The 15400-nt window shown below is 31.2% G+C and carries 12 protein-coding genes; all 12 read left to right on the top strand.

Features of this window, described 5'->3' with window-relative positions; genetic code table 11:
• Positions 1 to 87 precede the first annotated feature (87 nt).
• The 12 genes from N5D90_RS11000 to N5D90_RS11055 all read left to right on the top strand — a co-directional run bounded on the left by N5D90_RS11000 (position 88) and on the right by N5D90_RS11055 (position 15226).
• Positions 88 to 6144 (top strand): alpha-2-macroglobulin, encoded by a 6057-nt coding sequence (locus N5D90_RS11000; protein ID WP_280062463.1) that lies wholly within the window; start codon positions 88 to 90, stop codon positions 6142 to 6144.
• 129 nt (positions 6145 to 6273) lie between these two features.
• Positions 6274 to 6906, top strand: a complete 633-nt coding sequence (locus N5D90_RS11005; RefSeq protein WP_280062464.1) for a hypothetical protein — start codon at positions 6274 to 6276, stop codon at positions 6904 to 6906.
• 36 nt (positions 6907 to 6942) lie between these two features.
• On the top strand, positions 6943 to 7398 hold the full coding sequence (locus tag N5D90_RS11010; protein ID WP_280062465.1) for a serine hydrolase: 456 nt from the start codon (positions 6943 to 6945) through the stop codon (positions 7396 to 7398).
• A 229-nt stretch (positions 7399 to 7627) separates the two neighbouring features.
• On the top strand, positions 7628 to 8194 hold the full coding sequence (locus tag N5D90_RS11015) for a helix-turn-helix domain-containing protein (protein ID WP_280062466.1): 567 nt from the start codon (positions 7628 to 7630) through the stop codon (positions 8192 to 8194).
• Positions 8191 to 9447 (top strand): site-specific integrase, encoded by a 1257-nt coding sequence (locus N5D90_RS11020; RefSeq protein ID WP_280062467.1) that lies wholly within the window; start codon positions 8191 to 8193, stop codon positions 9445 to 9447. The genes N5D90_RS11015 and N5D90_RS11020 overlap by 4 nt, the downstream gene beginning before the upstream one ends.
• Positions 9444 to 10268 (top strand): hypothetical protein, encoded by an 825-nt coding sequence (locus N5D90_RS11025; protein WP_165136021.1) that lies wholly within the window; start codon positions 9444 to 9446, stop codon positions 10266 to 10268. The genes N5D90_RS11020 and N5D90_RS11025 overlap by 4 nt, the downstream gene beginning before the upstream one ends.
• Positions 10269 to 10401: 133 nt before the next feature.
• Positions 10402 to 10740: a helix-turn-helix domain-containing protein gene (locus N5D90_RS11030; RefSeq protein WP_058877525.1), complete on the top strand. Its 339-nt coding sequence runs from the start codon at positions 10402 to 10404 to the stop codon at positions 10738 to 10740.
• A gap of 4 nt (positions 10741 to 10744) precedes the next feature.
• Positions 10745 to 11902, top strand: a complete 1158-nt coding sequence (locus tag N5D90_RS11035; protein WP_280062468.1) for a VapE domain-containing protein — start codon at positions 10745 to 10747, stop codon at positions 11900 to 11902.
• A gap of 261 nt (positions 11903 to 12163) precedes the next feature.
• Positions 12164 to 13045 carry a toprim domain-containing protein gene (locus N5D90_RS11040; protein WP_280062469.1) on the top strand — a complete coding sequence of 294 codons (882 nt, stop codon included), beginning with the start codon at positions 12164 to 12166 and terminating at the stop codon, positions 13043 to 13045.
• 148 nt (positions 13046 to 13193) lie between these two features.
• Positions 13194 to 13649, top strand: coding sequence for a plasmid mobilization protein (locus N5D90_RS11045; protein ID WP_280062470.1), 456 nt, complete (start codon positions 13194 to 13196; stop codon positions 13647 to 13649).
• A gap of 13 nt (positions 13650 to 13662) precedes the next feature.
• A complete protein-coding gene (locus N5D90_RS11050) occupies positions 13663 to 14574 on the top strand; it encodes a relaxase/mobilization nuclease domain-containing protein (protein ID WP_280062471.1) in 912 nt (303 codons plus the stop codon).
• 1 nt (position 14575) lies between these two features.
• On the top strand, positions 14576 to 15226 hold the full coding sequence (locus N5D90_RS11055; RefSeq protein ID WP_280062472.1) for a hypothetical protein: 651 nt from the start codon (positions 14576 to 14578) through the stop codon (positions 15224 to 15226).
• The last annotated feature ends 174 nt before the right edge of the window (positions 15227 to 15400 follow it).

Below are 15400 nucleotides of genomic sequence, written 5' to 3' on the forward strand. Positions count from 1 at the left end.
GCTATAAATCAATCATTTGATAATTATTTCATTTCCATAACCAACCATTTTTCCGTAACTTGCATCTACTGATAAAAGAAAGAATCTATGAAACAGCTACTGTTTTTATTATTAATTTTAACCAATTCGATTCTTATGGCTCAATCCCCAACGATTGATCAGAAGTGGAAAGAAATTGACCAACAAATGCAAAATGGTCAATTCAAATCAATCCAACCAAAAATTGATGAACTAAAAGCTTTATCAAAAAAGCAAAATAATCAACAAAGTTATCTGAAAGCTTTGTTTTATGAGGCAAAAATAAAAGTCGCAACTTCTGATGAAACAGATGATGTAAACTTCGTTTTTGATTTGTTTAAAAAAGACTTAGACGAAAAATCAAACGTAAATAATGCGATCGTTTATTCATATTTAGCCGAGTTATATCAATTGTATTACAACGAAAATCGTTGGAAAATTCAAAGTCGTACAAATGTCGAAAATCAAGCGACAAATGATGTAAGATTTTGGACAGAAGAAACATTCAATAAAACGATTAACGATTATTTTTCTAAATCAATTCAACCAAAAAATGAATTAATCAATGCAAAATCACAAGATTATAAAATGATTTTGAATCTTGCTGAGGATAAGAAAAATGCGCAACAACAATTGGATTTAACGCCAACTTTGTATGATGTTTTAGCGAAAAAATATATCAATTATCTGAATCAGAATGATAAAAAAGATAAAGCAAATCAATTGCTTACTGATTTGGTTCAATTGAATACACAAAAAAATAACGAAAATGCTGTTTTGTACAATGAATTGATTTTAATTGATTCAAAACGTGGTTCAACTTCGGTTCAAGAAATTATTAAACAAAAAGAATCTTTAGCAACAAAATATCCAAAAGCGTGGTATTCGTCTTATGTGTACGCAACTTTAGCGACAGATTATTATGGTTTGCAAGAGGATAAATTGGCGAACGTAAATAAGATTTTTGAGATACAACAAAAAGTTGCGAAGCTTTATCCAAATTCGGAGGAATTAGAGAATATAAATAATTTAGTTTCGAAGATCAAATCGCAAGAATTAAGTGTGCAAGCAGAGCGATATATTAACGAAAATCAGAATACGCCAATTCAATTAACGCATAAAAATTTATTGCAAGTTTTTGTGAAAATTTTCGCTTATAATGAAGGTTTTGATGGAAAACAGAAAATACAAGCGTTAAATGTTTACAACGAAAATCGAATTTCAGAAGCTCAAAAATTTCTGAATAGTTTAAAAGTTGTTGAGCAATATACAATTGATGTGAAATCGTTTGAAGATTATCAAAATCATTCAACAATTGTTAAGTTAAATCCACTTAAATCTGGTCGTTATATTGTCCTTTTTTCGAATAATTCTGAATTCAAAATCAACACAAAAGATGATATTGATTATTTGGATGTAATGGTTTCGAAATATGCGATAAACTCGCTGAATGAAAAGGTTTCGGTTGTGAATCGTGAAACTGGAAAACCAGAAAGTAATATTTCGGTTGAGTTTTCTAATTTGTCAGATTATAATAAAAAGGAATTTAAAATTTTAACTTCGGATAAAGATGGAATAATCACTTTTCCTGCGACTTGGAGAAACTTTCAATATCGAGTAAAAGACGAACATACTATTTATTCAACATATTACTACGATTATGATCGTTATGATCAAGCGGATGATTCTTCTGTTAAGATTTTCACAGATCGTGCAATTTATCGTCCTGGGCAAACGGTTTATTTCAAAGGAATTTATTATTCATCAAAAGATAAAACCCGAAATGTCGTTCCAAATTCTAAATTGACGATTGCTTTGTTTGATGTCAACGATAAAGAAATTTCTAAAGTAGATTTAACAACAAACGAATTTGGTTCTGTAAATGGAAGTTTTGTTTTACCTACTTCTGGATTAACAGGTAATTTCACGATTAGACCTGTAAATGTTCAAGGTTATTATTCGTTCAAAGTGGAAGAATATAAACGTCCAAAATTCAAAGTCGAAATCGAGAAAAATAAAGGTGTTTATAGTTTAAATGACAAGGTAAAAGTAGAAGGGAAAGCAATCGCTTTTTCTGGTGCTAATATCGATAATGCAAAAGTTTCGTACCGTGTTTATCGTCAAGAAATTTTTACGTTTTGGCCTTGGTATCGCTCAATTCCAGCAGGTCGTGGCGAGCGAGAAGAAATTACGTTTGGAGATACAACAACTGATGCAGAAGGAAAATTCAATTTCGAATTTGTAGCAAAACCAGCTTCGGAGAAAAAGAAAGATGAGGTAAGAACGTACAATTATTTTATCGAGGTAAATGCAACGGATATCAATGGAGAAACGCAATCGGAGTCTTCTTCGGTGAAAGTTGGTGATACGAGAATGTCGTTGAATGTGGCTGTTTCAGAGAAAACAAAAGCAGACGATTTGAAAGCGTTCAAAGTTGAAGTGAAAAACTTGAATGATGAAAAATTAGATGGAAAAGGTCATCTTGAAATTTATTCGTTAAATGCGCCAAAAGAAGTTGTTCGTCGTCAAAAATTTACAACAGATTATAACTTTTATTCGAAAGAAGAATTCAAGAAATTGTTTCCAAACGAACCTTATGGCGATGAAATGAATCCAAAAACATGGACAACCAATCAAAAGGTTTTTGAAAGTGATTTTGATACAAAAGTTTCTGATGAAATAACATTCAATCAAGCGTCAAATTTAGAAGAAGGTTATTACGTCATCAAAGGTTTTGTGCTTGACGGAACGCAAAAAATTGAAGTAGATAAATTGGTTTATGTTTCGAATGAAAAGAAAGCCAACGAAATCAAAACGCTTTTAGCAGTTTCGCCAAATCAATCAACTTATCAGCCAAAAGATGTTGCAAAAATTGATTTCAAATCAGGTTCTAAAAATACTTTTGTATATTATGAAGTAGAAGCGAATCAAACAATTATTGAGAAAGGTTTCGTGGATTTGAGCAAAAAATCGGTGGTTGAAATTCCAATCAAAGAAGAATATCGTGGCGGAATTTATGTGAATTATGCGATGACGAAATTCAATGATGTGCAAACAGGAAGTCTTAATTTGACAATTCCATTTACAAATAAACAACTGAAAGTGACGGCTGAAGTTTTACGTGATAAATTGACGCCAGGTGCAAAAGAAAAATGGCAACTAAAAATTGAAGGTCCAAATAAAGACAAAGTTTCGGCTGAGGTTTTAGCAAGTATGTATGATGCTTCGTTGGATCAATTTGCGTCGAATTCGTTAGATTTTAATGTCTATAATTTCACGAATTCAAGAAGAAATAATCCATTTAATCTTTATCAATTTTATTCAACAAATCCTTCCCGAGCAATTTATTATCGTACAAATTATGATTTTTATGCAAGAGGATATGCAGGATTAGACCTTAATTTATTTGATTTTGGATTTAACCAATATCGTATGAATCGTATGATGAGAAAATCGGTAGCTGCTACAATTCAAATGAATAATGAATTGGCTGGAAGTGTTGCTGGGGTTCAAGTTGAAGCCGAAGATGCTGAAGTTGCTTATGTAGCAAAAACTTCAAATTCAGGAGAAGCTCCAACTGTAATTAGAGGTAATGCTAATTACTATTTAGCAGATAATTCACTTGCACTTTATGTAATAGACGGAGTTGTATATGATAAAATGCCAGAACTCAATCCAGATGACATTCAGTCTATGAATGTGTTGAAAGGAGAAGAGGCGACTGCATTATATGGAGCAAGAGGATCAAGAGGAGTAGTGGTAATTACAACTAAAAAAGGAGCAATCGCAGCTTTAGATAACGTAAAAGCACGTACAAATCTAAATGAAACAGCGTTCTTTTATCCAAATCTTAAAACAGATGCAAAAGGTAATGTAATTATAGAATTTACAACGCCAGAAAGTTTAACAGAGTGGAAATTTATGGCGATTGCGCATACACCAGACCTTAAAACAGGTTATTTAGAGCAAAATGTTCGCACCCAAAAAGACTTGATGGTTGTACCAAATATGCCACGTTTTTTACGAGAAGGTGATCAAATTTCGGTTTCATCAAAAATTAATAATTTATCAGATAAGGTATTAAATGGTTCTGTGAAATTGATGTTGTTTGATGCGTTTACCAATCAACCAATTGATGCACAATTTAAGTTAACAAATGCAGTTCAGAATTTCTCTGTTGCGAAAGGAAATTCGGATCAAGTGACGTGGACAATTAATGTTCCGAAAAATGTACAAGCGGTTGTTTATCGCGTGGTGGCTTCGGCTGGAGATTTTTCTGATGGAGAAGAATCAGCTTTACCAATTTTGACAAATCGCATGATGGTAACAGAAACTTTGCCAATTTATGTGAAAGAAGGTCAAAAGAAATCGTTCCAATTCGAGAATATGATCAACAATAAATCGACTTCTTTGGATAATTTCAAATTAACGTTCGAGATGACAACGAATCCGATTTGGTATGCGATTTTCTCGTTGCCTTATTTGCGCGAATATCCTTACGAATGCGCTGAACAAGTGTTCTCGCGTTTATATGGAAACATGATTTCGGAAAAAGTGATTAATTCTAATCCAAAAATTAAAGCTGTTTTTGATGATTGGAATAAAAAAGGTGAATTGAAATCGAAATTACAATTGAACCAAGAATTAAAAAATATCATTTTAGAAGAAACGCCTTGGGTTAAAAATGCGGAAAGCGAAGAAGAGCAAATGAAACAAATTGCGGTTTTATTCCAATTGAATCAAATGCAAACGGAAATGAAATCGGCTTTCCAAAAATTGTCAGATAAACAACAATCAAACGGTGGCTTTGCTTGGTTTGATGGCGGTCGTCCAAACGAATATATCACAACGCATATTGTTTCTGGTTTCGGAAATATGAAGAAAATGGATGTGAATTTCAAAGCGTTTGAAATAGATGTAAATCCATTAATCAAAAAAGCAATTCAGTTTATTGATGATGAGAATTTAAAACGTTTCAAAGAGTTCAAAAAAGATCAAAAATCATTCAAGGATGTTACGTATTCAGACGGTTTACATTATTTATATGCGCGTTCTTTCTTCTTAGAAGATTATCCGATGTCGAAAGAGTTGGAAGAAATGAAAACGGCAATGTTAAAGAATTTGAATGATACAAAATTGGATTTATCGTTGCAACAAAAAGCGATGGCTGCAATTGTGATGAATCGTTTCCAAATGCAATCTGCTGCTAAAATTGTTGTCAATTCAATCAAAGAAAAAGCGGTAGAATCGGATGAAATGGGAATGTATTGGAAAGAAAATCAACCGGGTTGGTTTTGGTATCAAGCGCCTGTTGAAACACAATCGTTATTAATTGAAGCGTTTGATGAAGTTACTAAAGACGAAAAATCAGTAGAAGAAATGAAAGTTTGGTTATTGAAAAATCGTCAAACAAATCAGTGGAATTCTACAAAAGCAACGACAAAAGCGGTTTATGCTTTAATGAATTTTGGGAAATCTTGGATAGATGCTGATAAAGGAATCGAAGTGAAAATTGGGAATCAAAAATTTGATTTAGATAAAAATTCGCAAGCAGGTTCAGGTTATGTAAAAACTTCTTGGAACAAAGAAGAAATTAAACCTGAAATGGGTAAAGTTGAGGTTTCAAAAACTTCTCCAGGTGTTGCTTGGGGCGCAATGTATTGGCAATATTTTGAAGATTTGGATAAAATAAAATCTGCTGAAACTGGAATCAAATTCAATAAAAAATTGTTTGTTAAATCGAATTCTGCAAATGGTCCAATTCTGAAAGAAATTACAGCGTCAACGCCGATAAAAGTTGGTGATATTGTGACGGTTCGTTTAGAGATTTCTGTTGATCGTAACATGCAATTTGTACACATCAAAGATATGCGTGCAAGTGGTTTCGAGCCTGTGAATGTACTTTCTGGTTACAAATGGAAAGGAGAATTTGGCTATTACGAAAGTACGCGTGATGCAGCTACGAATTTCTTTGCAGATTATATGAGAAAAGGAACCTATGTTTTCGAGTATGATTTGAAAGCGAATAATGCAGGTAATTTCTCGAACGGAATTACATCGATGCAGAATATGTATGCACCAGAATTGAGTGCGCAAAGCGAAGGAATTCGTGTTGAGATTAAATAATCAATTCAAATTAATAATTCTAAAAGAGCTGAGAGTAATCTTAGCTCTTTTTTTGCTTCCTGAGCCCGTTTTAGGATCTCACTAATATTTAATCAATTTTTATTTATCTTTAAAATCAAATAACATGAAATGAAGAAAATTTTATTCATTACATTTTTACTATTCACTTTAGTAAATTGTACTCAAAAATCTAATACAGATAATTTTCAGAATGAAGTTTATTCACAAATATTTCATGAAATTATAGATAGTTGCGTTGTAAATATTGAACCAATAGAATTTCAAGAAAATGTTACTGAAAAAGAAAAAGATGATTACAATAATGAGATGTTAAAAATTAGAAATCAAAAAAGATTGATTGCTATTTATGATACTGTAAGTGGATATAGAAAAGATGATTTTGATGAAAATATATTTAAAAATTTTAGAACAAATTGGGTGAAATCTGATAGTTCAAATTTTGTGATTAACATCAATAATTCTAATATCAAAGCAAATAATACATTAATTAAAGCAAGTAAATTACCAAATTTAGAAAAGGCTTTTAAAGATTATAAGACTTGGGATGAATATGAAGATCTTAAAAATCTTGATGTAGAAATTAGTTTAAGAAGAATCTTTTTTAATGAGATTAAAACAGAAGGTTTTTTGCAAATAGGCGTAATATGTGGGAAACTTTGTGGACAAGGTTATGATATATGGATTAAGAAAATAGATAATGAATGGAAAATCATAAAAATTAAATCTACTTGGATTTCTTAAAAAAGAATTTCTTAATAATAAAATCAAAAAAACTAAATGAAGAAAACACTTCTACTCAATATTGTATTTATTCCATTTTTTGGATTTGCGCAATTGCAAACCATTTTTCAATCTAAAATAGATTCGATTTACGAGAAAAATAAAGACGCTGTCGGAATTATTGTTCATGTTGAAGCGCCAAAACAAAATATTTCTTGGAGTTATGCAAAAGGAGTTTCAGATATTAAGACGAATGAAGTTTTAAAACATCAACAACCGGTTTTAATCGCAAGTAATACCAAACCTTATGTGGCAGCTGCAATTTTACGTTTGGTAGAAAAAGGTCAAGTCACAATCGATCAACCAATCAAGAATTTATTGTCTAAGAAGACGCGTCAATTGCTCGAAAAAGATGGTTATGATTTGAATGCAATTACAATCAAGAATTTGTTGTCACACACTTCTGGAATACAGGATTATGTCGATGATGCGTATTTTGAAGAAGTCAAGTAAAAGCTGATTAACATCAAGTAAGATAAATTAGCAAATCGCTGTAAATGTAATGTTTACAGCGATTTTTTTATTTTCAATATTTTTTGAAAATGCTTGATTTTAATCATTTTTTATAGTATTTTTGTATCATATTTGTACCGCGCGCAATTTGGATTTAATGTGCGTCTTATGCGCTAAAATTGCAAAAAAAAACATAAAAAGGTGATAATGTACCCGATGTTATTTCAGAATGGGATTTAGTAAATTAAAAATACCAAGAGTATGTGAGCAATGCTCCAAACCCTTTGAAGCAAAGACAGTTACGACACGTTTTTGTGGTGTTTCTTGTGCGAATAAAGCAGGAAAGGAACGTAAAAAATTAGAAAAGCAACAAAAAGAAAAAGAAAATCTGTTACAAAAATATTCTAATAAAATTGCGGAAGTACAAACTCGGGAATTTATTTCTGTTTCTGAAGCAACTATAATGTATGGAATTTCAAAAGATACCATTCACAGAATGATAAAAAGAGGATTAATTAATGGGGTTAATATTGGGGTAAGATTGACTCGAGTAAAACGAGCAGACTTAGAGAACTTATTCTCTACAATAGAAATGCCTATTGAAAAGAAAAAAGCAGAAAAACCAACTTTTGAGATAGGAAATTGCTATACTCTATCAGAAGTTTCTGAAAAATATAATGCTAATCCTTCAACGGTGAGTAGTGCTATTAGGAAAAACAATATTCCAAAAAAGAAAGTTGGGAGTTTTGTATATGTTCCTAAAAAATTAATTGATGAAATATTTGACGGTAAATGAAAGAACTTTTAAAAACTAAAGTAACTGTAAGGTTAAGAAAAGCAGAATTCCGAAAAGAATGGTACATTTATTTGGAGAGTTATCCTGTGATGATTTCTGGAAATAAAATTCCACAAAGAATTCGTGAATATCTAAACCGAAGTGTGACAACTGTAGAATTTGATAAAAAAAGACCTGCAAAAACCACAGAAAATTCAATTTCATACAAACCCAAAAGAGACGACAATGGCATCATTATTTGCAAAAGTGAAAACGACAGAGAAATAATGTTTTATGCAGATTCGGTTCGGAAATTAAGACAGAGAGAATATGATAACATTGAACTTTTTAACGAAATTTACTTGATTCAGGCAGAACAAAAAGAAAAATCTCAAGAAAATTTTGTGAAATATTTCGAAGCATTAATCAAAAGTCGTCATAAGAATAATTCAGAATCAATTAAGGTAAATTGGGAAAGAGCAATTGATTTTTTAATATCTTTTGAAGGAGATGAAATTCCGTTTTCGAAAATTGATATTAAATTTTGTGAAGCTTTCAAAGCCTTTCTTTTAAGCGCACCTCGTGGTGGAAATAAAAATGGAATTTTATCTCAAAACAGTGCTTCAACCTATTTTTCTGTTTTCAAAGCTGCTTTGAAACAAGCTTTTATTGATGGGTATTTCACAACAGATATTGCTGCCAAAATAAAATCAATTCCAAGTGAAGAATCAAGAAGAGAATATTTGACAATTGAAGAACTGAATACTTTGGTTGCAACTCCTTGTGAAAATGATGTTTTGAAACGAGCTGCACTTTTTTCAGCATTAACAGGTTTACGACATTCTGATATTCAAAAACTGAAGTGGAATGAAATAAATATGGATAACGGACAGCCAAGAATTAATTTCACGCAAAAAAAGACAAAAGGCGTAGAATATATGCCTATTTCTCAACAGGCTTTAGAAATTTGTGGAGAACCAAAATCACCAAACGACTTGGTTTTTGAAAATTTAACCAATCCAGCATGGATTAATCGACCATTAAAGACTTGGGTTGCAAAAGCGGGAATCAATAAAAATATCACTTTTCATTGTTTCAGACATACTTTTGCTACGTTGCAACTTTCGAGTGGCACTGATATTTACACAGTAAGCAAAATGTTGGGACATACCAATGTGAAAACCACACAAGTCTATGCAAAAGTGATTGATGAAAAGAAAAATAAAGCGGCGGAAGCGATACAATTAAAATCTTTAAAAAATCAATCTGAATGAAAATAAAGTACTTTGAATATATCGCTATTTGGTTGTCAGTTTTTCTAGCTTGCATATTCATAGGTAATGCTGCTAGAGAATATTCTATTAGAAATGGAGCAGATGAATTTACAATTAATTTGTTTTTCTGGGGTGGTATTGGTTTGGGTGTATTAATATTCGTATTTGTAATTTTATTTCTTGATCCAATAGTAAATTGGATAGTAAAACGTTTTTTAAACAATTCAAAATCCAAATTAGTTGAAGAACAAGAAGACGATTCAAAGAATATCCAAATAGTTAATTCTACGGAGAATTTTGAATTGAATGAAAAACACATGCAAAGTTTCCCAAATATTAACGAAGAAGAACCAACTTTTGAAGTTGAAAAAAAAATATCCGAAACAATATTGGAAAATGAAGAACCTATTGAAATATCTGATATTGAAAAAATAAGAATTAAGGCAAAATCTGAAAGTGAAAAAATCGTCCAGGAAAAGCTGGGTTTTATTGTTCAATACACTAAAGAAAAATTTGCACCATACTCTTCGGATGAAGAAATCAATAGATTTAGCATTTATTTAATAGAATTTTTGAAAGATAGTAAGATTGATACTGTTACCCCAATAAGAGTGAATACTCTTAAAACGATTGATCTAATGCATTTCGGATGGAATGTGTGGCACCATTATAGAGGAAACAATCAGAGAAAAGATGTCGCTAAATTTTTGAAAATTGTTTTTTCTGAAAGTTTTAAAGAAATGGAAGAATCAACAATAGAAAAATTACTCTCTTCGAGAAAAGAGGAAGGATTAATAAAAATTGAAGATAACCGCCTTTAGTAAAGGAAAATACAATTAATATTGAGCAGAAAACCATTTATGTTATTAGTATGATTTAAACATTCTTTATCATACAAAAAACATACGTATAACATAAATTATCATTGCACCATAACAATCATAAACGATAATTATGGACGTAAATGAAATTTCTTTTGAAAACCTGCCAAAAGCAGTTGCTCACTTAACGAACGAAATTGCCGAAATTAAATCTATGGTTCAGAATGCGAAAATTTCTGAACCGAAAGAAAAACGCATTCCTATTGGAATTGAAGATGTATGTAAGATAATAGGGAAAGCCAAACCTACAATTTATACTCTTGTAAGGCAAAGAAAAATTCCGTGTTACAAAAACGGTAAAAAACTCTATTTTTTTGAAGATGAACTTTTGGAATGGATTTCTAAAGGTAAAAAGAAAACCTTACTAGAAATAGAATCCGAAGCTCTGAAATATCATAACCGAAATAGATAAGGTTATGAACGAACAAAAATTCTTGTATCAATCAGACACTCCTTCCAAGACCATTTACGATAGAGCGATGAATTATTTAGACGAAAAATACAACATTCGTTTTAATACCATTGCTTTGGAGTTGGAAATTCAGTTGAAAGAGCAGACTGGAACTTGGACTGTTCTCAACATCAATTCTTTATTGATTGAGTTGGCGCAGTCTGGAATTGAAATTAATATGAATAAGTTGGAAATTTTGGTTAGAAGCCATATGATTCAGCAATACAATCCAATTCGTGAGTATTTTGAAAATTTAGAAACTTGGGATGGAGAGGATTACATCAAAAAGCTCAGTCAATACCTCAAAACCAATGATGATGAAGTATTTTATTATCATTTTGAAAAATGGCTGACAAGAGCGGTTTTATGTTCGCTTACAAAAGGCTATGTCAATAAACAGTCATTGGTTTTAGCATCTCATCAAAATTCAGGGAAATCCTCATTTTTACGATTTTTAATTCCGCCAAAATTAGAGAATTATTACACCGAAAATATCTCCATCGACAAAGATGGCATTATTTCCATTTGTAAAAATTTGATTTGTAACCTCGATGAATTGGCGGTTTTATCGAAATCAGATGTCAATACGTTGAAATCTTTCATATCAAAAAGCAGTGCAAATATTCGTTTGCCTTATGCAAGAAAAGCTGAATTTTTAGAACGGATTTGCTCATTTGTAGGTTCTACTAATCGGACAGATTTTCTTACCGATGAAACAGGAAGTATAAGATGGTTAATTTTTGAGGTGTATTCTTTTGATTTTGAATATTCCAAAGAAATTGATATGGACAAAGTCTGGGCTCAAGCTTATTACAATGCTTTTGAAAGAAAAAATTACAATCCCGAATTAACCGCAACAGATATCACCGAAAACGAAAAAAGAAAAGAGAAATATGCACAAGTTTCAATGGAGCAAGAACTCATTTCCGCTCATTTTGAAAAATCTGAAAAAACAGAAGAATTTCTCACAGCAACTGATATTATGTTGGCGATGAACAATGCTTTAGGCTTGCGATTGAATAATGTAAAAATCGGAAAAGCACTCACCAGTTTAAAATATCAAAGGATAAAACATCCTCAACTTCAAGTGTACGGATATCTCATCAAAAGAAAAACAGAGTAAAACTTTCTTACCAAAGTTACCAAGTTACCTTATTGTTTTAAAAGTCGAACAATCAGTTATTTATTAAGGTAATTAAATTTTAATGATAGTTACCTAAAGTTACCTTAATTAAAGATTAATGGTAAGAAGGTAAAAACAAGTAATTGTAAAAATTTGCCTTAAAGTTCTGTTAATCAGTGAAAAGGTAATTAGGTAAGAGTAATTAAAAAAACATAGAAAAACAAATAAAAAATGAACTGCAACCAATTCAACTCTATAAAGTTGGAAGAAGTCCTCGTTTCACTCGGACACCATCCAACCAAGCAAAATGAAAAAGAAGCTTGGTATCTCAATCCTTTTTCCACAGAAACCCAAGCCTCTTTTAAACTCAATAAAAAAAACAACGTTTGGTATCTCCATTCCGAAGGAATAGGCGGAAATAATATTGATTTTATGAAAAAATATCTAGACGCTTCCATAAAAGATGTCTTAGCTTGGGCAGAACAACAAAATTTCTCTTCTTTTCAACATCAAAGTAATTCTAATCTGAAGCAAGAAGCTCTAGCAAATCATTATACAATAGTTGAAGTTAAAGACATTCAACATCCAGCACTTTTGGAATATTTAAAAAGTAGAAAAGTAGAAAATCAAACCGCATACTTAAAAGAGATACATTACCAAATCAACAATAAAAACTATTTCGGAATAGGCTTCAAAAATGATTCTGGAGGTTACGAAATTCGGAATAAATACTCAAAAATATGTTTAGGGAAAAAAGACATTTCCACCATTAAATATGGGGATAAATCACTTCGAATATTCGAAGGTTTTTTCGATTTCCTTTCCTTTAAAAATATAGAAGATAATTTGCAAAAAGAGCCTTCAGATTATATCATCCTAAACTCCGTTTCGATGATTCCAAAAATCAAAAATTTAATTCAGAATTATCAAAAAGTAGAACTGTATTTTGACAACGACAACGCTGGAAACCGAGCAGTCGAAATGATAAAGAATATAGGAGAAAACATAGAAGACTGTCGGATTCTATACAAAAACCATAAAGACCTGAACGAGTTTTTAATGAGTTGGGAAATACGTAAAAGAGATACAGGTAGAGAATATGAAGACCTGAATAAAATAAACACACGCAAAATCGGCAGATAGTTAGTGCAAAAAGTACCCAAAGTTTACAATAAGCGTAGCCGCTAATTGCAAAATTGGGATTTTTGATTTCTTCCTATCGTCAGAAATGTATTGAAAAACCTTTTTAAAAACAAACTAAAATTCAATTAAAAACTAAATGCACACCAATATGGAAAAAGACTTTTTAGAAGAATTTGTCAAGAAAGCCTTAGAAGAAAATGAAAAGAAAGAGGATGGTGAAAAGAGAAAAAAACACTTTCAGGAAATCGGCAGAAAAGGAGGTTTAAAAAAGAAAACATCACAACAATTTTCAAAAGTTATCTCCGTAAGATTAACCGAAAAAGAGTTTGACGAAATAGAAAAACAAGCCTTAAAATATCACTTGAAAATATCAAAATATGTAAGGATGATTCTAACCGAAAAAGAATTAAAAATCAATGAATTTAAAACCGAAGAAATCCTTCTTCAATATGGAAATCATTTCATCAGAATTAAAAATTTATTGAGACATAGAGCGTTTTCCGAATTTGAAAATAAGAAACAAATCCTCCATGAAATAGAAAATATCACCAAACTGATTTATCAATATCTGTATGAAAAACAAAACAAGCAGAAACCCACATAACTGAAATTCAAAAATGAATAACAGCGCAACCACCAGACGAATTACCAAAATCGCCATCGAATATAATGGCAATGACAAAGGAACAGCAGAACGAGTATATCAAAACAATCTATTAAGTCAGAACCCAGAACAACAGTTTATAGAAATGAAAACCGTTGCAGACCGCAATAAAAATGTAAAAAACTGGGCATTGACAGGATATATTTCTCCAGAAAAATCTATAGGAGACCAATTATCCAATGAAGAACTCACACAGTTGGCATTAAGAGCTTTGAAGAAAATTGGAGTAAGGGATAACAACCAAATGGTTTTAGATATTCATTCCTCAACCAAACAAAAACACATCCACTTTATTGTCAATAGAGTAAATACACACGGAGAGAATACCATTAAAGCCCACAACATTGGAGAACTCTTTGGGAAAGCCGTTCGTGAAGTTTGCAAAGAAATGAACCTGAAAACCGATATTGAAATTGGCAAAGAAAAGAAAAAGCAAATGTTGAAAGCACTCACAACTTCCCTTAGAACTTCAAGAAATTTTGAAGAACTGATTAATAATATGAAAAAGCTAGGTTATAGGGTAACACTTTCACAAAATGAAAAAGTAGGAATCTCGGGAATGAGAATAGTAAAGTTTGAAGATATAAACCATCAAACCGAGAGAGAATACAAACCAGGATATAAACTCTCCGAAATCACCAATACATTAAAAATTAAAGATATTAAGCAGAAACTTCAAGAAAATCAGGAAAGGACAATCATTTTCAACTCAACAGCAACAGAACAAATCAATAAAGATGAACAAGAAAACTCACCATCTGTGAGTAAACAGTTTGAAAATATAGCAAAAGAACTATTAAAGCCCACCTACACTTCATCACCAGAAGACGAACTATTAAAAAAGAAAAAACGAAAATTTAGATAAAATGGAAAATCAAGAAAAAAACCAAAAAGGAAACCAAGAGTACAATCAAGAACGTAATCAAGAACACAATCAAAACAATGGCTTAGAACTATTAAAAAAAGTCATTGAAACCAATGAAAGAAACATTGAACAAGGAATAAAAACAGAATTTGTGTATGAAGATTTATTGAATATAAAAGGAGCAACAGAATCTACGATGAGGAGATTTAACGCTACAATTTTAAAATTATCAGAATCTTTAGAAAAAGAAGGTCAAGAAAGGAATGAATTTATAGAAAGGATACCGAAAACCATTGAAATCAGACCCTCTGAAGATTATTTGAATCTAAATAAAGCACTTGAAAAGAATTCAAAATTTATTAAAACTATCTTTTATGGGATGATTACGACATTATTCCTTTCAGTTTTAACAACAGCAGGAAACATCTTTTTTACCAAGCAATGGTATGTGGAAAGCATTAAATCAAAAAGTGAAATTCGCCAAGAGATTTTGGATGAAATTAAAAAAGATGGTCAATCTATTTATAAAGATGAAGATTATCTACAACTACAACATAATACTGAGCTGATGAATAAATGGATAGAGAAAAACCCGAAAGATGCAAAGAATTTTTTGAGATTTAAGGATGGATTTGAGGCTGGTAGAAAATAAGGATATTCAACCATTTAATAGGGTCTGATACTAAAGCGGTGTGATGAGAAATTAAATCAGGTAACAAACGATACGGTAATTTGAAAATTTTACTAATCAATACTTTGCAATAGGTTTCATTCGTCAACCCATTATCATTGTAAATATCAAAATTTGAATTTTCAGCAAATTCCT

Source organism: Empedobacter sp. GD03797 (assembly GCF_029842105.1).
GTDB classification, from domain to species: domain Bacteria; phylum Bacteroidota; class Bacteroidia; order Flavobacteriales; family Weeksellaceae; genus Empedobacter; species Empedobacter falsenii_C.

Bases quoted from the DNA above. Each gene is read 5' to 3' on its own strand.
- N5D90_RS11050 (WP_280062471.1), top strand. From the start codon at position 13,663: ATGAATAACAGCGCAACCACCAGACGAATTACCAAAATCGCCATCGAA.
- N5D90_RS11045 (WP_280062470.1), top strand. From the start codon at position 13,194: ATGGAAAAAGACTTTTTAGAAGAATTTGTCAAGAAAGCCTTAGAAGAA.
- N5D90_RS11005 (WP_280062464.1), top strand. From the start codon at position 6,274: ATGAAGAAAATTTTATTCATTACATTTTTACTATTCACTTTAGTAAAT.
- N5D90_RS11030 (WP_058877525.1), top strand. From the start codon at position 10,402: ATGGACGTAAATGAAATTTCTTTTGAAAACCTGCCAAAAGCAGTTGCT.
- N5D90_RS11000 (WP_280062463.1), top strand. From the start codon at position 88: ATGAAACAGCTACTGTTTTTATTATTAATTTTAACCAATTCGATTCTT.
- N5D90_RS11020 (WP_280062467.1), top strand. From the start codon at position 8,191: ATGAAAGAACTTTTAAAAACTAAAGTAACTGTAAGGTTAAGAAAAGCA.
- N5D90_RS11010 (WP_280062465.1), top strand. From the start codon at position 6,943: ATGAAGAAAACACTTCTACTCAATATTGTATTTATTCCATTTTTTGGA.
- N5D90_RS11025 (WP_165136021.1), top strand. From the start codon at position 9,444: ATGAAAATAAAGTACTTTGAATATATCGCTATTTGGTTGTCAGTTTTT.
- N5D90_RS11035 (WP_280062468.1), top strand. From the start codon at position 10,745: ATGAACGAACAAAAATTCTTGTATCAATCAGACACTCCTTCCAAGACC.
- N5D90_RS11015 (WP_280062466.1), top strand. From the start codon at position 7,628: ATGGGATTTAGTAAATTAAAAATACCAAGAGTATGTGAGCAATGCTCC.
- N5D90_RS11055 (WP_280062472.1), top strand. From the start codon at position 14,576: ATGGAAAATCAAGAAAAAAACCAAAAAGGAAACCAAGAGTACAATCAA.